The following is a 21,504-nucleotide window of genomic DNA, read 5'->3' on the forward strand; positions in this document are numbered from 1 at the left end:
TCCCGACGCGGATAGGAAGGCGATCTCCTCGATGAATTCAGAACGACGGCTGTCAGCCGGAGTGCTCGGCGCCGGGCTCATCGGCGTCGACCTGGCGGTGAAGGTCGAGCGGTCCGCCGCACTGGACCTTCGCCTCGTCGCTGGCCGGACGGCCGACAGCCCGGGCCTCAAGCGGGCCGCTCGGCTGGGGCTGCCGGCCGCCAGCCGGGGTCTGTCGTCACTTGCCGACCTCGACGAACCGCTCGACGTGGTCTTCGACGCCACCAACGCCGGCTCGCACGCCGAGCACGCCGAGGCGCTGGCGCCGCTCGGCACGCTGCTGATCGACCTCACACCCAGCCGGATCGGGCGCATGGTCGTCCCCACAGTCAACGGGGCGGAGGCCGCCGCTCACCGCGACCTGAACATGGTGAGTTGCGGTGGGCAGGCATCGGTGCCGATCGTACGAGCGATCACCCGAGCGCACCGCATCGACTACGTGGAGGTGGTCGCGACCGCCGCGACGCTCAGCGTCGGCCGCGGGACCAGGCTGAACCTCGACGAGTACGTGGAGACCACTCAGGACGCGCTGCGCGAGTTCACCGGCGTCGGGGACGTGAAGGCCATCCTCAACGTCAGCCCGGCTCGTCCTCCGGCGACCTTCAGGGTGGCCATGTCGCTGGTCGGCGAGGGCCTGACCCACGAGTCGGTGCACCCACTCGTGGTGTCCGCCGCCGCCGACGTCCGTGCGTTCGCCACCGGCTACCGGGTGACGAGTTGCATCGTGAACGACAACAAGGCGTTCATCGCCGTGGAGGTGACCTCCGTAGGCGACCAGATACCCGCCTACGCGGGCAACCTCGACATCATCAACTCGGCTGCGATCCGGGTCGCCGAGCGTTGGGCGGCGCAACGCCGACCGATCGAGGCCATGGAGGTCGTGTCATGAGCCAGCAAGCTGCCGAAAGTTCGCCGAGACAACCCATCCTGATCCACGACCCGACGCTGCGCGACGGGCACCACGCCGTCCGCCACCAGCTCGGGCGGGAGCAACTTCGGGCGTACGCCGCCGCCGCCGACGCCGCCCGGGTACCCGTCGTCGAGGTGGGACACGGCAACGGCCTGGGCGCCTCGTCCCTGCAAGCCGGCCGAGCCCTGCTCAGCGACGAGGCGATGCTGTCGGTGGTCCGGGATGCGTTGACCACCACCAAGCTCGGCGTCTTCATGCTGCCGGGCTGGGGCACGACCGAGAGCATCCGGCTGGCCGTCTCGTACGACGTCGACCTCGTCCGTATCGGCACCCACTGCACCGAGAGCGACCTGGCCGAACGGCACCTCGGGCTGCTGCGCGACGCGGGCGTCGACGCACACGGCGTGCTGCTGATGAGCCATATGGCCAGTCCGGAGCGCCTGGCCGAGGAGTGCGCGCGGCTCGTCGAGTTCGGTGCGACAGGCGTCGGCATCCTCGATTCCTCCGGCCACTATCTGCCGCAGGACGTGAGCACGCGGATCGCGGCCATCCGGTCCGCCGTCAGCGTGCCGGTGATGTTCCACGGGCACAACAATCTCGGTATGGCGGTGGCGAACTCCATCGCCGCCGCCGAGGCGGGCGCCACCATCCTGGATGCCTGCGCCCGGGGGTTCGGCGCGGGGGCCGGCAACACGCAGCTGGAAGTTCTCGTGCCAGTGCTCGAACGGCTGGGCTATGACACCGGCATCGATCTCTATCGGCTGTTGGACGCGGCGGACATCGCCGAGCGGGAGCTGATGCCCGCACCGCCCACCATCGACTCGATCGGCGTGGTGAGTGGTCTCGCCGGAGTGTTCTCCGGCTTCAAGAACCGGGTGCTGGACGTCGCCGCCCGCGAGGGCGTCGACCCGCGCGACGTCTTCTTCGAACTGGGCCGCCTCCAGGCAGTGGCCGGGCAGGAGGACCTCATCGAGGACGTGGCGCTCGCGTTGCGTGCCGGGTCCACGGGTCAGCGTGAACGGACGGCGAGCCATGTTTGACCAACTCAAGGCCATCCTGGTCGAGGATCTGCAAATGCGCACCGAGGACGTCGTGGCCACGGCCGATCGCGTCGAGGTTGGCCTCGACTCCCTCGCCGTGGTCGAGCTGTCGGACCTGCTCAGCAAGCGGCTGGACATCCACGTCTCCGACTACGAACTGCTGGCACTCGCGACGGTTGGCGATATCGCCGAGCTGGTCGCGGAGCGCTGTCGTGCGTGAGGCCGCGGGGCCGACCGCCGAAACGTCCCATGCCGTCACCCGGGCCCTGTCGCGCAACGAGTCACCGCACGGCCCGTTGCCGGACATCGTCGCCGCGGTCGCGGCGAGCAGCCGGGACGTCAACCGCTATCCCGACCCGGCGTGTACCGACCTGACAGTGGCGCTCGCCCGGCGGCACGGTGTCGAACCGGATCGGGTGGCCGTCGGCGCCGGATCCTGTGCGTTGCTCCAGGCGGTGTTCCAGCTCGCCGGGCCGGGTACGACGGCCGTCTACGCCTGGCGTTCCTTCGAGTACTACCCGATCCTCGCCGGCCAGCTGGGGGTCCACTCGGAGCGGGTGCCACTCGCCGACGACGTGCACGACCTCGCCGCCATGGCCGATCGCATCACCGCCACGACCCGGCTGGTCGTCATCTGCAACCCCAACAACCCCACGGGTACGCTGCTCGGCCTGGACCGGCTGCGCGCGTTCCTCGATCGCGTCCCGCCGACCTGCCTTGTCGCCCTCGACGAGGCGTACTTCGAGTACGTCGACGAGCCGATGGGAACCGGCGGTCTCGCGTTGTGCGACAGGTATCCCAACCTGGTGGTCCTGCGCACGTTCTCGAAGGCGTACGGCCTGGCCGGGCTCCGGGTCGGCTATCTCATCGGCGCCGCGCGCATCGTGGCGTCGCTGCGCGAGATGACGCTGCCCTTTGCGGTGAGCGCGCCGGCCCAGCATGCGGCGGTCGCCGCCCTCGCCCTTGAGGACGTGCTCCTGACGCGGGTCCGGCAGACGATCGCCGAGCGGACCCGGGTGCGGGCTGCCCTGCTGGCCGACGGCTTCTCGGTCCCGGCCAGCCAGGCCAACTTCCTGTGGCTCCGGCTCGGCGAGAACGCGGGCCCGTTCGGCAGGTGGTGTGCCCGGGTCGGGATCGAGCTGCGGGTCTTCGACGGGGAGGGCGTCCGGGTGTCGCTCGGTTCGCCCTCGGACAACGACGCGTTCCTCGCGGCGGTACACCAGTGGCGCGTCCGCAACGCACCGGAACTACTCACGACTGGAGCGCTGAGATGATGCCCGAGAACACAGCCCTTCACCGGAAGGTGATCGTCGCGCCGGGAATGTGCAGCGGCGGCTCTCTGATCTTCGGGCGGATCGGCGACTGGACGTGGGAATCGGTGGCCGAGACCTGCCGCACCAACGTGCACGCCGCCCGTACCGCCGAAGGCCAACCGACCTATCTCTCGTTCTACTACTACCGGGTCCGGGGCGGGAAGGTCGTTCATCCGCACGGCCTGGCCTTCGGTGACGAGCTTGAGGTGACGTCGAGGGTCTTCCAGTTCGGCGGCGGCTCGGTTCTGACGTTGCACCGGCTCGCGCCTGCCGGCTCCGGCCTCGGCACCGCGTTCCTCGATCCGGCGGAGGTCTACGAGACGCCGGACCCGGAGTGCATGTACGCGGAGACGCTCAACCGGTGGATCGCGCGCGGCAATCCGGGCAGCAACCGGGTTCTCTCCGAAACCATCCCCGCTGGTTTCGACAACGCCGACCTGCCGCGACTGCCCAATCAGTTCTCACCGCGTACGCTCGTCGGCCGCGCCCGCGGTGCGGGCAGCTTCCTCACCCCGGCGCCGCCGGGATTCGCGGTCGCCGGGGGCGAGCTGTCCTTCGAGTACGCACTGGACGCCGTGCGGGACATCAACGGCGCCGGTCTGGTCTACTTCGCCTCGTACTTCTCGATCTTCGACACGGCGCTGTTGCGTCTGTGGCGTGGGCTCGGCCGCACCGAGCGGCAGTTCCTCCAGCGGCGGGTGATCGATCAGAAGGTGGGCTTCTTCGGCAACGCCGACCTGGGCTCGCTCTTCACCGTCACCGCCCGGAGGTGGCAGAACGTCACCGACCCGCTCTCCGAGATCGCCGACCTGGAACTGCGGGACTCCGCCAGCGGTCGGCTGCTGGCCGTCGCGGCGATCGAGACGGAAACCCCGTCGACGCTGGCCTGAGGAGTGCCTCGACCCGACAGACTGCGAGCCCGGCCGGCACCCCACCGGCCACCTGATGGGCGCGGTTGCGAACCTGCAACCGCGCCCATCAGCGCATAGCTGACCTTCGGTCACCGGGTGGGCCGCACTTGCGCACCGCGTCCTCGCAACCGCCCGCACCGGGTGGGCGTCACACCGCACCGGCCGGACTGAAGCTCTGCCCTTGAGCTACGCCCGCGCGATCGTCGTCGGAGGACCAGGCACCAGGGCGCTTCCTCCGCGTCATCACCCGGTGATGTCCGGGCCGACATCGGCCCGGACATCACATCCTTCACGTATGTCGGGTGAACCGTTCCGCAAGGAAACAACATTGGTTCGCGGGCACTGGGCCCGAGCGGGCTACCGAGCAGCTGCCGCCGCAGGCTCGGGCCGTGGGCTGGTCAGCGCCACCGGATTGAAGTGCCGCAGTGCCACCACCAGGTTGACCGCAGCGAGGGTGGACAGGGCCGCGAGGACGAGCAGGGTCGTCGTCACGCCGAAGCGGCCGATCGCCATCCCGCCGGCCAGAAAGCCCAGCGGGCCGGCGATGTTGCTGATGGTCATGACCGCCTGGATCACCTTGGCCCGGATGTCCGCCGCGAACCGGGTGGCCAGGATGCTGAAGAACGGAGCGTTGGACAACGGAAGCGCCGCACCGGACACCGCGAGCGCGACGACCAGGACCGGCACCGGCACGTCGAACAGCAGCACCCACCAGGGCAGGACGAGCTGGAAGGCGGCCAGCCCGAAGACCATCGTCGGGGACAACCGGCTGCCGATCAGATAGCTGACGGCCGCCCCGGCGACCGCGCCGGCACCGAAGCCGGAGAGCAGCACCCCACCAACCCTGGCATCGCCGGCGAAGCGGGCGAACGCCAGCAGCGGCAGCGCGAGCATCAGGACCCGCATGAGGAAGCCGAAGCTGACGGTCGTGACCATCACCCGTCGCAGGAAGTCGTCCCGGAGCAATGCGCGTACCCCGGCCAGGATTCCCGAGTGGTCCGGGGTCTGCCGCTCCTGCGGTGCCGACGTCGCCGGCTCCGTCCGCCGCGAACGCGGGACAAACCACCACAACAGCAGACCCGACACCGCCGAGGTCACGGCGTCGAACAACAGCACCTTCTCCGCGCCGAGTGTCGCGATCAGCACGCCCGCTATGGCCGGGCCGGCCAACGCGGCGATGTTGAAGCACCCTTCCAGCACGCTGTTCGCCCGCATCAGCGCCTTCGGGTCCGGACCGGCGAGTTCGGTGGCCAGGTCACGTTGCGCGGCGAAGTAGGGCACTCCGAGTACGCCGATCACCGCGACGATCGTCAGGAGCAGGGGAAAGCTGAGCAGGCCCACCGCGGCCAGCGCAGGTATCGAACCAATGGCCACGAACTGCGCGAAGTCGATGACCACCATGGTTCGGCGTGCGCCGTACCGTTGGATGACCTCGCCGCCCGCGAATCCGAGCACCGCCATGGGGAGCACCGACACGGCGAAGACCAGACCCGCCCGCGGTGCCGAGCCGGTGCTCTCCAGCACCAGCCACGGCAGCGCGAGCGTCGTCATCTGGGTCCCGACGGCGGACCCGGCGCCGGCGGCATACACCGCCGCAAGGACCCGTCTGGTGGTGCCCGGTGCGGGAGACGGCGCGGTCGACATGCCGTTCACCGTCGGCCGGCCGGCTTGTCGATCAGCCCCGTCAGAATGCCGGCGAGGTCCGCCACGTATTCCTTCATGACCGAGAAGTGCTCACCCTTCGCCCGGTGTACCCCCAGCCCGGCGGTCCGCTCGCGCCACCGTTGGAGGTAGTCGTGGTAGCTCTGGCCGGAGCTGACGACCTCGTGCTCGCCCAGCGCCAGCTCGTCGCTGACGATCAGATCCAGGTGACCCGCGTACGGGCGGTCCCGGTAGGACAGCACCATTTCCATCACCTCCTCCCACATCCGCGCGCCGGGCAGCCACATCGTTCCCGCGCCCCGCTCGGGGAGCGTGATCCCGTCGTTGCCGACGATGTCGTCCACGATGTGTTCGAGCAGCGCCAGCGTCTCCTGCCGGAGCACCGAGGTGTCCTCGTCCGGCGGCGCCGCGTCGAGCCGCTCCAGGTTCGTCACACACTGCTTGATCAGCCCGTACTCCGACCAGAGGTGCTCCTTCTGCCAGGCGTCCTGCCCCGGGTCGAGCAGGATGAAGGTGACCTCCTCGCCTTCGGCCAGCAGTCGGCTGGCCATCTCGGTGCTCACCCCGCTGCCACCACACCAGCTGAAGATCCGGTACGGCCCCTGCGGGACCGCCTCCCGCAACTCCGCGAGGTAGCGGGTCGCCATGTCCTCGGTGGACGGCACCGAGCCGGTCGACGGGTCGCGGCCCGGCCATTCGAAGGCGACCACCGGCAGATTTGGATCGAGGTGCTCGGCCAGCCGCCGGTACCAGTGCGCGCTGCCGCCGCCGGGGTGCACACACACCAGTGGCGGCTGGTCGCCGGTCCGGCGCAGCCAGAGCAACGCCGTGACCGGCTGCCGCTCGCCGTCGATCGACGCGGCGAGCGCCGCGAGCGTGCGGTGCTCGACGAAGGTTCGCACTGTCGTCTCGATGCCGTGCCGGTCCCGCAGCATCGCGATCGCCCGCAACGTCAGCAGCGAGTGCCCGCCCAGGTCGAAGAAGTCGTCGTCACGGCCGACCCGGGGCAGGTGGAAGACCTCGGTCCAGACCTCGGCGATGGCCACTTCCGTGGGCGTACGCGGCGCGCTGTATTCCCGTACCGACGTTCCCGCCGCCGGCCGGGGCAGCGCGGCCCGGTCGAGCTTGCCGTTGTTGTTCAACGGGAGCCGGTCCAGGCGGACCCAGGCCGTCGGGACCAGGAAGCCGGGCACCCTGCTGCGCATCACGTCACCGAGCCGGGCGGGGTCGGCCGGGCCGCCCTCGTCGAGCACGACGTACCCGACGAGCTGCTTGGTGCCGTCCACGCCCAGGTACGCCGCCGCCGCGGCAGCCCGCACCGTGGGCAGCTCGGCGATCGCGGCCTCCACCTCGCCCAACTCGACGCGGTGTCCACGAATCTTCACCTGGTGGTCGCGCCGCCCGACGAAGTGGATCGTGCCGTCCGGATCCTGGCGGACCATGTCCCCGGTGCGGTAGAGCCGGTTTCCCGGCGCGTGTCCGGACGGGTCAGGTACGAAGCGTTCGGCGGTCAGGTCCGGACGGCTCTGGTATCCGCGCGCGACGCCCGGGCCCCCCAGCAGCAGCTCCCCCGGCACGCCGAACGGGACAGGGTCGAGGTTCTCGTCGACGACGTGCACGTAGGTGTGATGGATCGGCTTCCCGATCGGAATGACGTCGGTGAGCGCCGGCAGTGGGATCCGTGGATTGACGGTGGCGAACGTGGTGCTTTCGGTCGGGCCGTACCCGTTGCTGACCAGCACGCCGTGTTCCATCGCCTTGCGCACCTGCAACGGCGGCAGCACCTCGCCACCGACCACCACTTCCCGTATCCCGGCCAACGCCTGCGGCCTAACGTCCATCATGGTGGTGAAGAGGCCGGTGGGCAGGCACAGCACTGTCACCCCGTGCCGGCGCAGGAGCTCGTCGAGCTCGTCGGCGGTCGGCGTTTCCGGGGAGACGACCAGCCGCGCCCCGTTGCACAGCGCGCCCCAGACCTCGAACGTCGACGCGTCGAAGGCGAGCGTGCCGGCTTGCAGCATGACCTGGTCGGCGTCCAGCTGCGCGTAGTCCTGCCCGTGCACCAGCCGGACGACGCCGCGGTGCGGGACCAGCACGCCCTTCGGACGTCCGGTGGACCCCGACGTGTACGTGATGTAGGCGAGGTTCTCCGGTGACAGCGTCACCTGTGGCGCGGTGGTCGGCCGGCTGCCGTCCGACCACCAGCCGGAGCCCAGGTTCAGCGTGGTCAGCCCGGCACGCGCCGCGAGACGGTGGGCGTGGGTCGGCCCGCTCACCAGGACCTGGGCGCCGGAATCGTCGAGGAGGTACTCGATGTGGCCGTCCGGATACTTGGGGTCGAGCGGCAGGTAGCAGCCGCCGGCCTTGAGGATGCCGAGCAGCGCGACCACCGCGTCGATCCCGCGGTCCATGCAGACCGCGACGGGCGTTTCCAGGCCGACGCCGTGCTCACGAAGCGCCCACGCCAACTGGTTGGCCCGGGCGTCGAGCTCGCCGTAGGTCAGGCGCGAATCGCCGCACTCGACTGCGACGGCGGCCGGCCGGGCCTGCGCCCGGGTCGTGAACAGGTCGGTGACGCACGCCTCGGGCAGGGCGGGCCAGTCCTGCTGCGGCTCGGTGAACCGGTGCGCCGGGGTCGAGCTGAGGTCGACCGGGTTCGCGCCGTCGTCGGCGATCATCGCGGTGAGCAGTTCGAGGAAGGTCTCGCCCAGGGCGGTCAGCCGCTCCTGGGTCGCCCAGCCGGCCCGGCACTCCAGTCGCAGCTCGCCCGGGAAGGTCAACGTGACCAGTGTGAACTCGTTGGGGCTGTCGTCGACGACCGTGCCGAAAACGTCCTCCTGCGCGTCGAGCACGTGGAAGTCGAGGTAGGAGAAGATGCTGCTGATCAGCGGCGTACCGGTGCCCCAGGCGCGCTGCATCGCGGGGATCGGGTAGCGCCGGTGCGGCCAGACGGCAAGCTCCTCGGCGAACACGGCGCGCACGAGGTCGCGCCACCGGGGCGTACGCAGGTCCACCGCGAACGGCACCGTGTTGAGGTACATCCCCATCACCTCGTCGCCGCGCAGCAGTTCGGGCCGGCCGTTGACGACCAGACCACTGAAGAACCGCCGTTGGCCGGTGATGACGCCGATCATCGCGAGGTGCGCGGTGTGCAGCACGGCCTTGAGCGAGGTCTGCGTCCGCGCGGCCAGCTCACGCAGCCCCGGTTCGAGATGCCGCCAGGACATCCGCAGCTCCGGCACCGCGCCGTGGCCGGCCGGGGCGGTGTCCGCTGGCAACGCGATCTGGTCGTACTCGCCGACCCGGCTCCGCCAGAACCGTTCGTCCGGTCCGGCCGACAGCGATCGCCGTTCCAACCTGACGAAGTCGGCGTACCGCCCCGGGGGCGGGGGCTTCAGCGCATCGGGGTCCGCGTCCCGGATCGCCCGGTAGGTGTCCCGCAGCTCGGCGATGAGGGAGTGGTGGCTCCAGCCGTCCAGGATGGCGTGGCACTCGGTGTGGGTCAGTACCCACGTCCGCTCCCCGGTGCGGTGCACGTGCCAGCGCAGTTGCGGCGCGTGATCGATGGGCAGCATCGCCAGCTTCATCGTCTCCCGGTACCGCTCCAGGATGTCCTGCTGCTCAGCTTCCGGGAGTTCGCGCAGATCGTCGAAGCCCACCTCGACCCGCGCCTCGGCGTGGACGAGTTGCATCGGCTCGGTGTAGCCGGACACGTCGAACGTGGTGCGCAGGATCTCGTGCCGGTCGACCAGCCATTGCGCGGCCTGCTGCAACGCGGCCAGCGAGAACGGGCCGTCGTCGACGATGTCGAAGCTGGTGACGTTCTGGTATGCCGGGTGCGAGCTGTTGACCAGCATCTCGTACACCATGCCGGCCTGCACCTGACCCATCGGGTAGGCGTCCACCAGGCCGTCGGGGAGCCGGTCACGGTCGGCCGGGTCGAGTTGCTCGAACGGGCCGACCGGCGGCTCGTCCGCACCGGTCGCCGGACGGTCGGCGAGCGTCGCCAGCTGCGCCGCGGTCTGGTGCGTGAAGATGTCCTGCACCGACAGGTTCAGCCCGCCCCGGCGCAGGGTTCCGATCGCGCGGATGGCACGGATCGAGTCACCCCCGACGTCGAAGAACCGGTCGTGCACACCGATCCGTTCGATGCCCAGCGCCGCCGCGAGCGCCTCGGCGACGACGCCTTCGGCCCCGGTGCGGGGGGCGACGTACGCTCCGGTCGCCCAGGCACGGCCAGGTGTCGGGGCCGGCAGCGCGCGCCGGTCGGTCTTTCCGCTGGTGGTCAGGGGCAGCGCGGGCAGCAGCTGCCAGTGGCTCGGGATCATCGCCTCGGGCAGTCGACAGCGCAGGAACGACGCCACGTCGCTCACCTCGACGCCGGCGTCCGTGTCCCGGGCGACGAGGTAGCCGACGAGCTGGCCGTCGTGCACCGCGACGGCGACCGCGGACACTCCCGGGTGCTCCGCCGCCACCGCCTCGATCTCGCCGAGTTCGACGCGGTGCCCACGGATCTTCACCTGGTCGTCGAGCCGGCCGAGGTAGTCGATCCGGCCGTCCGGCAGGTACCTCGCGAGGTCACCGGTGCGGTACAACCGCCCTCCACCGCCGGACTCCTCGAACGGGTCGGGAACGAACCGCTGTGCCGTGAGCCCCGGGCGGCTGAGGTATCCGCGGGCCAACTGCACGCCGCCCAGCAGCAGCTCACCCGGCACTCCGATCGGGACCGGTCGCAGGTTCTCGTCGACGATGTAGGCGCGCGTGTTGGCGATCGGCCGTCCGATGGTGACCGGCGTCCCGGGCACGCACCGCACCGCCGTGACGTCGACGGCCGCCTCGGTTGGCCCGTAGAGGTTGTGCAGCTCGCAGCCGATCCGCTCTTGGACGGCGGCAACCAGGTCGGCGGGGAGCGCCTCGCCGCTACAGATCATTCGGCGCACCGACGGCAGCGGCCCGAACGACTCGGCCAGGAACACCCGCAGCATCGACGGTACGAAATGCAGGGTGGTGACCTGCTCGGTGGCGATCAGGTCGGCCAGGTAGTGCGGGTCGCGGTGGCCGTCGGGCCGGGCGATCACCAGCGTGGCCCCGGTGATCAGGGGCCAGAAGAACTCCCACACCGAGACGTCGAAGCTGTACGGGGTCTTCTGTAGCACCCGGTCGGAGTCGTCCAGCCGGTAGGCGTCCTGCATCCAGCGCAGCCGGTTGACGATCGCGCGGTGGGTGACCACGACGCCCTTGGGCCGGCCGGTCGAGCCGGACGTGTAGATCACGTACGCCGGGTGGTCCGGCCCCGCCGGGGTCGTGCTCGCCGATGCCGATCCGCTGCCGGTGATGGCCGGTTCGCCGTCGGTGAGCACGATGGTGACACCGGCGTCGGCACACATGTAGTCCCGGCGCTCGGCCGGGTGGTCCGGGTCCAGCGGCAGGTAGGCGCCGCCGGCCTTCTGGATCGCCAGCAGGGCCACCACCAGCTCGATACCGCGTCGGCGGCACACGCCGACGATCGACTCCGGCCCGACGCCTGCGTCGACCAGGTACCGCGCCAGTCGGTCGGTCCGCCGGTCCAGCTCGGCGTAGGAGACGTCCTCGCCCTCGAAGCGGAGGGCGACGGCGGCCGGGGTCCGGGCCACCTGTCGCGCGAACAGCTCCGGCAGGGTGCCGGTCGGGTACGCCACCTCGGTCTCGTTCCACGTCCGCACCACCAGCTCCCGCTCCGCCGGTGGGGACTCGACCAGCTGGCTGATCGGTGCGTCCGGCGTGGCCGCGATGCTGCCGACGAGAGTGGTGAAGTGGCTCGCGAACCGCTCGACGGTGTCCCGGTCGAACAGCGCTGTGGCGTAGTTCAGGAAGCCGGTGAGGGTGCCGTCGGGCTGGTCGACGACCACCAGCGTCAGGTCGAACTTGGCGTCGCTCTCGCCGACCGGCAGTTCCTCGGCGCGTAGTTCGCCGACGCGGCGGGCCGTGGAGTCCCCGTTGGCCCACAGGAACATGGTCGAGAACAGCGGGGTCCGGGACGCGTCGCGCACCGGGGCCAGCTCGTCCACCAGCCGTTCGAACGGGAGTTCCTGATGGGCGTAGGCGCCGAGCGCCATCTCCTTGACCCGCCGGAGCACCTCGCGGAAGGACGGGTCGCCGGACAGGTCGGTGCGCAGCACCAGCGTGTTGAGGAACAAGCCGATCAGGTCCTGCACCTCGGCCCGGTCGCGACAGGCCACCGGGGTGCCGATCGTGATGGAGTTGCTCCGGCCGAACCGGCCCAGCGTGATCGCGTACACGGCCATCAGCGCCATGAACGGCGTCGCGCCGGACTGGCGGGCGAGTTCGTGCAGGGCTCGGGCGTCCGGCGCGGACACCGCGATCGGGACCAGGCCGCAGGCGCTGTCCCGGACCTGTGGGCGGGGCCGGTCGAGCGGCAGTTCCACCGCGGTGGCGCCGGCCAGCGCCTGCCGCCAGTAGTCGAGCTGACGGTCCAGCTTGGCACCGGACATCGCATCGCGCTGCCACGCGGCGAAGTCCGCGTACTGCACCGGTAGGGGCGCCAGCGGGGACGGCCCGCCGGCCAGCGCGGCGGTGTACAACCGGTCGAGCTCACGCCACAGCACCTGCTCGGACCAGCCGTCGAAGGCGATGTGGTGCAGGGTCACCACCAGCGCGTGCTCCTCGTCGGCCAGCCGCGCGAGGGTTCCGGTCAGCACCGGGCCGGTCGCCAGGTCGACGGGTGCCCGGTCGTGGGTCATCCAGCCGGCGATCCGTTCGTCCTGGGCGGCGGGGTCGAGGCCACGCAGGTCCACCTCGTGCAGCGTGGCCGGCTGCGGAGGGTCGATCACCTGGCCCGGTTCACCGTCGACCACCACGTAGCGGGTGCGCAGCACCTCGTGCCTGGCCACGATTGCGTCCAGCGCCGCGCGCAGTGCGCCGGGTTCCAACGACCCGAACAGGCGCAGGCCGGCGCTGGCCAGATACTCCGTACCGCCCGGCCGGACCTGGTCGAGAATCCACAGCCGGCGCTGCGCGAACGACAGCGCGGGCGGCGTCTCACGCGAGACCCGGGTGATCCCCTCGTCCGGCGCGGCGTTCGCGGCACCTACGAGCCTGCGCCGAAGCAACTCCGCGCGCAGACCGGCTCGATCGATTGTCTCAGTCACGGGGCACCATCCTGGGAAAGCAGTTCGCTCATCTGGGCGTCGGTCAACTCGTCGAGTTCCGCCGTGATCAGGTCGGTCACCACCACCGCCAGCTCGGCCACGGTGGTCGCCTCGAACAGGCAGCGCAGCGGGACCTCCACGGCGAAGGCCGCCCGCAGCCGGGCCAGGACCCGGGTGGCCAGCAACGAGTGGCCACCGAGCCCGAAGAAGTCGTCATCGACGCCGACCCGGTCGACGCCGAGAATGTCCGACCAGATCCCGGTGATGGTCTCCTCCGCCGGGTCCCGCGGTGCCACGTACCCGCGGCCGCGGTCGAGTTCGGAAGGTTTTGGATCTGGCAGCGCCGCCCGGTCGACCTTCTTGCTCGGTGACAGCGGCAGGGCCGCGACGGTGACCCAGGCCGACGGGATCATGTACGAGGGCAGCGACTCGCGTAGGTACGCCCGCAGCTCGTCGAGGTCGGGTCCGGTGTCCTGGGGCCACTCCAGGTAGGCGACGAGCCGCTTGTCGCCGGGCCCGACGTCCTTCGCGACGACGGCGGCCGCGGACACCGCGGGGTGCCTGGCCAACACGGCTTCGATCTCGGCGAGTTCGATCCGGAAACCCCGAATCTTCACCTGGGTGTCGAGGCGGCCGAGGAAGTCGACAGCGCCGTCCGGCCGGAGCCGCACCAGGTCGCCGGTGCGGTAGAGGCGCGTTCCCGGTTCGGTGGCGAACGGATCGGGCACGAAACGCTCAGCGGTCAGCTCCGGCCGGTAGTGGTAGCCACGGGCCAGGCGCACGCCGCCGAGGTACAGCTCGCCGGGTACCCCCACCGGGAGCGGACGCAGCTCCGCGTCGAGCACGTACACCCGGGTACCGGCGGCCGCACGGCCGATGTGCAGGGTGGCCGTGCTGCGCTCGTCGGCGAGATCGCCCGACACGGGGTTGAACATGCAGGTGACGGTCGCCTCGGTCGGCCCGTAGGTGCAGAGAAACCGGCCGGGTAGGCCGGTCGCCGCCCAGCGTTGGGCGTCGGCGACGGTCACCACGTCCGAGCTGACGTTGACGAGCTTCAGCCCGGTGAGCCGGTCCACGCCGGACTCCATCATCTCCCGGTAGTACGCCGGGGTGATCTCCATGATCGTCACGCCGTACTGCGCCAGCTTGGCCGGCAGCTCGCTCGGCGCCCAGAAGACCGGGTCGCTCACCACGATCGTGGCACCGGCGGCCAGGGTGGCGCCGACCTGATCCATCGCGACGTCGAAGGTGAGTGCCGAGAGCAGCACGACCCGTTCGCCCGGGCGGATGCCGTACTGGTCGGCGACCACCCGGCAGTGGTGCGCGTACGCCCGGTGCGAGATCGTCACGCCCTTGGGGCGGCCGGTCGACCCGGACGTGTAGATGATGTACGCGAGGTTGTCCGGAACGGTGACCGATGCCGGGTCGGCCGTTGGCCGGCCGCTCGCCCGGTCCCCGTCGTCGACGACCAGCACCGGCCGGTCGTGCCCGGCGAACCGGTCGGCGAACGCGCCGGTGGTCACCACCAGGTGCGCTCCGGCGTCGGCGAGCATGTAGCGCAGCCGCTCCGGCGGGTGTTCCGGGTCGAACGGCACGTACACCCCGCCGGCCTTGAGCACCGCCAGCAGCACCACGACCGGTGCGATCCCGCGCTGAAGGCACGAGCCGACGATGACCTCCGGACCGACCCCCATCGCACGGAACTGGTGCGCCAGCTCGTTGACCCGGGCGTTCAGCTCGGCGTAGCCGAGCCGCTCGGCACCGAACACCACGGCGGTCGCCTCCGGAGTCCGGGCCGCCCACTGTTCGAACAGTTGCGGTACCGAGAGGTGCCGTTCGCCGGGCGGGTCGAGCAGGTCCAGCCGGTCCGCGTCGGGGTCCGCCCACTGGTGCACGATCGTGTGGCGTTCGTCGGCCGACAGCAGATCCAGCTCGCTGATCCGGGTCTGCGGGGCGGCGGTCACGCCGCCCAGCAGGCGCAGGTACTGGCCTGCGAGGCGTTCGATCGTCGAGCTGTCGAACAGCGCCGTGGCGTACTCGAACCAGCACTCCAGCCGGCCGTCCGGCTGCTCCATCACGGACAGGGTGAGGTCGAACTTGGCCACCGACAGGCCGCTGTCCAGGCCGGTCGCGGCGCACCCGGCGAGGGTGGACGTCGCGTTACCGGCACCGGTGTGCTGCACCTCGAACATGATCTGGAACAGCGGGTTGCGGGACAGGTCGCGGTCCGGTTGCAGGGCGTCGACGAGGTGTTCGAACGGCACCTCCTGGTTGGCGAACGCCTCCAGGGCGCTCCGGCGGACCCGGTCGACCAGGTCGAGGAAGGTCGGGTTCCCGCCCAGGTCGGCCCGGACCACGAGGTTGTTGACGAAGAAGCCGACCAGGTCCTCGGTCTCCGGCCGCGTCCGACCGGCGACCGGGGTGCCGATCGCGATGTCGGTGCGGCCGGTGTGGCGGCTCAGCAGCACGTCGAACGCGGCCAGCAGCACCATGAACAGAGTTGCGCCGGTCTGGTTGCCCAGCTCGCGTACTGCTGCTCCGGTGTCCTGCGGTATGTCGACGATGAACAGTTCGCCGCGCAGGTCACGCCCGGGCTGGCGGGGCCGGTCGGGGGTCAGCTCGACCGGAACGAGCCCGGCGAGCCGGTTTCGCCAGTGCTCGATCTGGTTGCCGATGGTGCCGTCGGCCTGCCGGTCGCGTTGCCAGGCGGCGAAGTCGGCGTACTGCACCGCAAGCGGCTGCGTCGACCAGGGGGTACCGGTGAGCCCGGCCACGTACGCATCGTTCAGCTCGCGCAGGAAGATGCCCAGCGACCAGTTGTCGAAGGCGATGTGGTGCAGGGTGATCGCGACCAGGTGTTCGTCGGCCGCCGTGTGCACGACCGTGACCCGCAGCGGACGCTCGTGGGTGAGGTCGAACGGCCTGGCGCTCACCGCTTCGATGATCGTCCTGGCGCGCTTCGCGGCGTCCGCGGTGCCGGTCAGGTCCACCACGTCGAAGGGCACCGGGCCGGGCGGATCCACGAGTTGCAGCGGAACACCGCTGTCCCCGACGTAGCGGGTGCGCAGCACCTCGTGCCGGGCGCTGACCTGCTCCACCGCGCGGCGCAGCGTCGCGGTGTCAAGCGTTCCGGTGAGGTGGTACACCATCGGGATCAGGTATTCCGCGCTGCCCGGTTCGAGCTGGTCCAGGAACCACAGTCGTTGCTGGCCGAACGAGGTCGGCAGGGTGCCGTCGCGGGGTACGGGCACGATCTGCGGCTCACTGTCGGGTGTCGTGCCCGCGTCGATCGCCGCGGCGACCCGCTCCACGGTCCGTCCTTCGAACAGGGTGGCCACCGTCAGCTCCAGCCCGAACCTGCGGCGCAACCGGTGCGCGAGCCGGATCGCCAGCAGCGAATGCCCACCCAGCGCGAAGAAGTCGTCGGCGACGCCGACCCGCTCGACCCCGGTCAGCTCACCCATGAGGGTGGCGACGGCCCGCTCGGTCGCCGTCCGTGGGGCGACGTGACCGGCGGCTACGTCATCGGGCTCGACGTGATCCGGGTCGTCGCCGGGTGGGCGGCTGCCGGGGGGCGGCAGCGCCGACCTGTCGACCTTTCCGTTGGGCAGCGACGGCAGCGCGGCCAGCGGGACGATGCTGGCGGGAACCATCGCGGCGGGCAGCCGCGTGCCGAGGAATCCAGACAACTCGTCGGTCTCCACCGTAGCCCCGGCGGTCGGCACCACGTAGCCCGCGAGTTCCAGGTCACCGGTGACGGACCGGTACGAGGTGACCACGGCCGCCGCGACCGACGGATGCGCCCGCAGCGCGGCTTCCACCTCACCGGGTTCGACACGCACCCCCCGCACCTTGACCTGCGCGTCGAGGCGGCCGACGAACTCCAGGACCCCGTCGTCACGCCACCTGGCGAGGTCTCCGGTGCGGTACCACCGCTGGCCGGGCCGGGTGGCGAAGGGGTTCGGGGTGAAGCGTTCGGCGGTGAGGTCGCCGCGCCCGGCGTAACCGCGGGCGAGGCCGACACCGCCGATACACAACTCACCCGGTACGCCGATGGGCGCGAGCCGGCCGGCGGAGTCCACCACGTACAGGTCGACGCCGGGCAGCGCGGCACCGATCGGAACCGTACCGTCGCTCTCGCCACGCGCGTAGCGCCACGCGGTCACGTCGATCGAGGACTCGGTCGGGCCGTAGGTGTTGTACAGCTCCACCTCCCGCACGCCGAGCAGTCGCTCGCACAGTTCGGTCGGCAGCGGCTCGCCGGCCGAGCAGACCAGCCTCAGCGCGTCGCAGGCGGCCAGCTCCGGCTCCTCGACCACGGTGCGCAGCACGGACGGGACGAGTTGCACCACGGTGATCCGGTACGCGGCGAGGGCACCGACCATCACCGCCGTGTCGCGGTGCGCGTCCCGCGGCGCCATCACCACAGAACCGCCGGACACCAGCGGCGCCAGGAACTCCCACATCGACGCGTCGAACCCGATTGTCGTCTTCTGGAGTACACGGTCGGTACTGGTGAGCCCGAACCGGTCCACCGCCCACAGCACCCGGTTCCGGATCCCGCCGTGACTGATCACGACGCCCTTGGGGCGACCGGTGGAGCCGGACGTGTACATGACGTAGGCGGCGTTCGCGGCGTCGCACGCCACCGGCGGCGGTGGCGTGGCGCGTGCGATGTCGTCCCACTGCTCGTCGAGCACCACCACCGGGGTCTGCTGCGGGATCCGCTGTCGCAGCGCCGTGTCGGTGAGCACCAGTTCGACGCCCGCATTTTCGATCATGAACTCGAGTCGCTCGTCGGGCAGGTCGGGTGTGAGCGGGACGTAGACCGCGCCGGCGGTGAGCGAGCCGAGCAGCGCGACCACGAGATCGGTACCGCGGTGCAGGGCAACGCCGACGGCGGTCTCCGCGCCGACTCCGCGAAGGCGCAGGAAGCTGGCCAGGTTGTCAGTCCTGGACCTCAGCTCGGCGTAGGTCAGCTCGGTGTCACCACAGACCACGGCCACCGCGTCCGGCGTGGCCTCGGCCTGCGCGCGGAACAAATCCGGCAGCAGCGCGTCGGTCGCTCCGCGCGGTGCTGGGTGCCAGCCGAGCAACTGCTGCTGTTCCGCGCCGGTCACCGTCGGCACGTCGCGCAGCGGCGTCTCCGGCGCCGCCGCCAGGTTCTCCAGCAGCGCCACGTAGCTGTCGGCCATCCGCTGGATCCGGGCCCGGTCGAAGAGCGCGGTCGGATAGGTGATCCGGGCGACCCAGGATCCGTCCGGCTCCTCGGTCATCTGAAGCGACATGTCGAAGATGGCACTGCGTACGGGGGTCGGCACCCAGTCGACCTCGATGCCGGGCAGACTCAGCGGCTCCCCCTGGCCGTTCAGGACCGCGAACCCGACCTGGAAGAGCGGGTTGCGGGACAGGCCGCGGTCCGGCGACAGTTCGGCGGCCAGGCGTTGCAGCGGTACGTCCTTGTGTTCGAAGGCGTCCAGGGCCGTCTCGCGGACCCGGCCGAGCAACTCGACGAAGGTGGGATCGCCGGACAGGTCGGTCCGCAGCACCACAGTCTGCGCGAGCGAGCCGATCACCGGTTCCAGCTCGACCCGGTTCCGCCCGCTTGTCGACACCCCGACGCCGAAGTCGAGCTGGTCCGCGTAACGGCTGATCAGAAGCTGGTAGACGGCCAGGAACACCATGAACGGGGTCGCTCGGGCGGCGCGTCCCACGGCGCTGATCCGGGCCGCCAACGGGGCCGGCACCGCGAACGCCACCACGTCGCCGGCCGGCTCCCAGGCGGCGGGGCGCTGCCGGTCCGTGGGCAGCTCCAGTGACGGCAGTCCGGCCAGTCGCTCACGCCAGTAGTCCAGGTGCCGGACGAACGCCGCGTCGTTCGCGTCCCATCGGCTCCGCTGCCAGTCGGCGAAGTCGGCGTACTGGAGTTCCAGCGGCGCCAGCGGCGACTGCTCGCTGGCGGCATGGGCCGCGTAGAGCAGGCCCAGTTCCCGGGCGAGGATTCCCAGCGACGGGCCGTCGAAGGCGATGTGATGCACCACCAGCATCAAGATCGCGTCAGCGGGGGAAAGCTGCACGAGGGTCAGCCGCCAGGGAGCTGATCCACGCAGGTCGATCGGCGTGGTCACCGCCGCCTCGCCGATCTCCCGTACCCGTCGGTCCTGTTTAGCTGCCGGGTGCCCGGTGAGGTCCACCACCGTGAGGTCAGCCGCCACCGGCTCGTCGATGATCTGCACCGGCTGTCCGTCAACAGTCGAATAGCGGGTGCGCAGAATCTCGTGCCGGCCAGCGATGTCAGTGAGGGCGGCGGTCAGCGCCACCCGGTCCAGCGGCCCGCGCAGCCGGAATCCCCAGTGCAACAGGTACTCCTGGGTGCCGGACCGGACCTGGTCGAGAAACCACAGCTGCTCCTGCTCGAACGACAGTCGGAGCTGGTTGTCGGTTTCGAGGATGTCGGTCATGCGCGCACCTGCTGCTTCGTCGGTAGGAAGTCGTCCAATGTGGTGCCCAGGCCGCGGCCCGACGCCGCACGCCGGACCAGGTCGGCCACCGCCAGATCCAGGCAGCCGAGTCCGAACGGCGAGAACACCGTCACGGCTTCGTCGCTTCTGACGTACCGCTCACCGGCCACCAGGACCTCGCCGAGCGAGGCGGCGATGAAGTCGCGGTTGCCGGCTTCCTGTTGGGCCAGATCCAGCGAGGTCGCAGCCCGGCACACGTGATCCGCGTCGTCGACGATGTTCACGCTGGAACGGATCGAGTCGGTGGTGAGGTCACGCAGGGACAGATGCAGCACCAGCGTTCCCGGGCGGCAGTGCTCGGTACCCAGGTGCGGGGCGCTCGCCGTCGTAGCCAGGCACACCAGCTTGTGGCGGGACATGGCGTCGGCCGCGTTCTCGGCCACGTCGATCTTCAACGTCGGCCAGACCGACCGCGCCTCGGCGGCGAAGGACTGCGCCCGTTCGACGCTGAGGTCGTACAGGGTCACCGTGTCCAGCGTCGGCAGCACGGTGCGCAGATACCTCAGCACCTCGAAGTTGATCGGACCGCAGCCGACGAGCGTCACCGCGGATTCGGGGCTGGACGAGGAGAGCGTGGACGCCGCCAGGGCGGCGCTCGCGGCCGTACGTCCGGCCGAGATCGCCGACGCTTCGAGGATCGCCTCCGGCACGCCGGTGTGTACCGAGTTCAGGATCATCACGGCCGAGGCCCGGTGCATCCCCCGGTGGAGGTTGCCGGGGAAGGATGACACCCACTTCACCCCGCAGGTCCGCGTCTCACCTCCCAGATAGGCCGGTAGCGCGATGATCCGCTCGCGCTCCCCGTCGGGGAAGCGGAGGAAGACCGACTGCGGTACCCGGGTACGGCCCAACGCGTGCGACCGGTACGCCGCCTCCACCGCGGACACCACATCGCGCTCGCCCCCGTCGAGGACGGAACGGACCTCACCTGCTCCGAGAATCAACACGGCGTCACCTCCATGTCGGGCTTGGTCCACAGGTGCGACACGTCACCGAAGTACGTCAAGACCCAGTCGTCGTCGTAGATGGTGTCGAGGTACCGCTCACCGCGGTCGGGAAAGACCATCGCGCAGGTGGCCCCGGGTCGGATCTGATCGCGCATCTGCTCCAGGCCCGCCACGACGGCGCCCGACGAGCCACCGACGAGAATCGCCTCGCGGGCGGCCAGCCTGCGGCATGCCACAATCGCGTCGAGATCGTCGACTCGGACCACGACGTCGGCCAGATCGCTGCGGTACAGCTTCGGACGCACCGATGCGCCGTGGCCGGGAATCATCCGCCACCCGACCGCTGGGCCGAATATCGCACTGCCCAACGCGTCCACCGCCACGATGGTCACCGGCAGTTGGTGCGCCCGGATGTATTCGGCGCACCCCCGCAGGGTGCCGCAGGAACTCGTGGCACAGAACAGGTAGTCGATGTCCGGCAGGGCGCGCACGATCTCTCGTACGGTCGTATGGTGTGCCTGCGGGTTGAGCGGGTTCGAATACTGGTCCGGGCAGTACGCGTGATCGATCGTAGCGACGAGTTCACGCACCCGACGGATACGGACGGGCAGGTACTCTCCGGTGGCCGGATCGACATCGGTGACCACCTCGACCTGCGCGCCCAGCGCCCGCATGATGGCGATGTTGTCCTTGTTGGTGCGCGGGTCCACCACACAGATGAAGCGGATTCCGTAGTACCCGCAGACCTGTGCGAGCCCGATTCCGAGATTGCCGGAACTGGACTCGATCACCACCGATCTTCCGGGTACGAGCCGCCCGTCGTGTATGCGTCCTCGCAGCATCTCCAGCGCCGAGCGGTCCTTGATACTGCCGCCCGGATTGTGCGACTCCAACTTAGCGAACGTCCTGAACGTACTCTCGGGGTCGAGCTTCACCAGCTCGACGATCGGTGTCGCTCCGATGGTCGCCAGCACTCCTGACCCGGTGGGGGTTTGTTCGGTCATAGAGCCGCT

Annotated in this window: 10 protein-coding genes; 5 read left to right on the forward strand and 5 right to left on the reverse strand. The window is 70.4% G+C overall.

The features are described from left to right. The first annotated feature begins 31 nt into the window (after nt 1–31). From AB0A95_RS18060 to AB0A95_RS18080, 5 genes are read left to right on the forward strand one after another with little or no spacing between them, the layout of a single operon-like run. The gene (locus AB0A95_RS18060; RefSeq protein WP_357556865.1) at nt 32–928 is read left to right on the forward strand and encodes an acetaldehyde dehydrogenase (acetylating); all 897 of its coding nucleotides are present in this window, start codon (nt 32–34) and stop codon (nt 926–928) included. Further along, entirely contained in the window at nt 925–1,989 is a 1,065-nt protein-coding gene (dmpG, locus tag AB0A95_RS18065) for a 4-hydroxy-2-oxovalerate aldolase (RefSeq protein ID WP_357556866.1), read from the forward strand. The genes AB0A95_RS18060 and dmpG overlap by 4 nt, the downstream gene beginning before the upstream one ends. Further along, nucleotides 1,982–2,209 carry an acyl carrier protein gene (locus tag AB0A95_RS18070; RefSeq protein WP_357556867.1) on the forward strand — a complete coding sequence of 76 codons (228 nt, stop codon included), beginning with the start codon at nt 1,982–1,984 and terminating at the stop codon, nt 2,207–2,209. The genes dmpG and AB0A95_RS18070 overlap by 8 nt, the downstream gene beginning before the upstream one ends. Then, nucleotides 2,202–3,263, forward strand: a complete 1,062-nt coding sequence (locus AB0A95_RS18075; protein WP_357556868.1) for a histidinol-phosphate transaminase — start codon at nt 2,202–2,204, stop codon at nt 3,261–3,263. The genes AB0A95_RS18070 and AB0A95_RS18075 overlap by 8 nt, the downstream gene beginning before the upstream one ends. Next, on the forward strand, nt 3,260–4,192 hold the full coding sequence (locus AB0A95_RS18080; RefSeq protein WP_357556869.1) for an LnmK family bifunctional acyltransferase/decarboxylase: 933 nt from the start codon (nt 3,260–3,262) through the stop codon (nt 4,190–4,192). The genes AB0A95_RS18075 and AB0A95_RS18080 overlap by 4 nt, the downstream gene beginning before the upstream one ends. Before the next feature lie 378 nt (nt 4,193–4,570). Here the strand turns inward: AB0A95_RS18080 and AB0A95_RS18085 are convergent, their stop codons facing one another. The 5 genes from AB0A95_RS18085 to sbnA are packed head-to-tail and all read right to left on the reverse strand — an operon-like array spanning nt 4,571 to nt 21,495. Beyond that, nucleotides 4,571–5,857 (reverse strand): MFS transporter, encoded by a 1,287-nt coding sequence (locus tag AB0A95_RS18085; RefSeq protein ID WP_357556870.1) that lies wholly within the window; start codon nt 5,855–5,857, stop codon nt 4,571–4,573. A gap of 5 nt (nt 5,858–5,862) precedes the next feature. Further along, nucleotides 5,863–13,023, reverse strand: a complete 7,161-nt coding sequence (locus tag AB0A95_RS18090; protein ID WP_357556871.1) for an amino acid adenylation domain-containing protein — start codon at nt 13,021–13,023, stop codon at nt 5,863–5,865. After that, nucleotides 13,020–19,484: an amino acid adenylation domain-containing protein gene (locus AB0A95_RS18095; protein ID WP_357556872.1), complete on the reverse strand. Its 6,465-nt coding sequence runs from the start codon at nt 19,482–19,484 to the stop codon at nt 13,020–13,022. Before AB0A95_RS18095 ends, AB0A95_RS18090 begins: the two co-directional genes overlap by 4 nt. Then, entirely contained in the window at nt 19,481–20,491 is a 1,011-nt protein-coding gene (gene sbnB / locus AB0A95_RS18100) for a 2,3-diaminopropionate biosynthesis protein SbnB (protein ID WP_357556873.1), read from the reverse strand. Before sbnB ends, AB0A95_RS18095 begins: the two co-directional genes overlap by 4 nt. Further along, nucleotides 20,485–21,495, reverse strand: coding sequence for a 2,3-diaminopropionate biosynthesis protein SbnA (sbnA, locus tag AB0A95_RS18105; RefSeq protein ID WP_357556874.1), 1,011 nt, complete (start codon nt 21,493–21,495; stop codon nt 20,485–20,487). The genes sbnB and sbnA overlap by 7 nt, the downstream gene beginning before the upstream one ends. Nucleotides 21,496–21,504: the final 9 nt, after the last annotated feature.

This window comes from Micromonospora sp. NPDC049230 (assembly GCF_040647875.1).
Taxonomy (GTDB): domain Bacteria; phylum Actinomycetota; class Actinomycetes; order Mycobacteriales; family Micromonosporaceae; genus Micromonospora.

What these genes read in the sequence shown, in the direction of transcription:
- AB0A95_RS18060 (WP_357556865.1), top strand. Translation starts at nt 32, where the DNA reads ATGAATTCAGAACGACGGCTGTCAGCCGGAGTGCTCGGCGCCGGGCTC.
- dmpG (WP_357556866.1), top strand. Translation starts at nt 925, where the DNA reads ATGAGCCAGCAAGCTGCCGAAAGTTCGCCGAGACAACCCATCCTGATC.
- AB0A95_RS18070 (WP_357556867.1), top strand. Translation starts at nt 1,982, where the DNA reads ATGTTTGACCAACTCAAGGCCATCCTGGTCGAGGATCTGCAAATGCGC.
- AB0A95_RS18080 (WP_357556869.1), top strand. Translation starts at nt 3,260, where the DNA reads ATGATGCCCGAGAACACAGCCCTTCACCGGAAGGTGATCGTCGCGCCG.
- AB0A95_RS18085 (WP_357556870.1), bottom strand. Translation starts at nt 5,857, where the DNA reads ATGTCGACCGCGCCGTCTCCCGCACCGGGCACCACCAGACGGGTCCTT.
- AB0A95_RS18095 (WP_357556872.1), bottom strand. Translation starts at nt 19,484, where the DNA reads ATGACCGACATCCTCGAAACCGACAACCAGCTCCGACTGTCGTTCGAG.
- sbnA (WP_357556874.1), bottom strand. Translation starts at nt 21,495, where the DNA reads ATGACCGAACAAACCCCCACCGGGTCAGGAGTGCTGGCGACCATCGGA.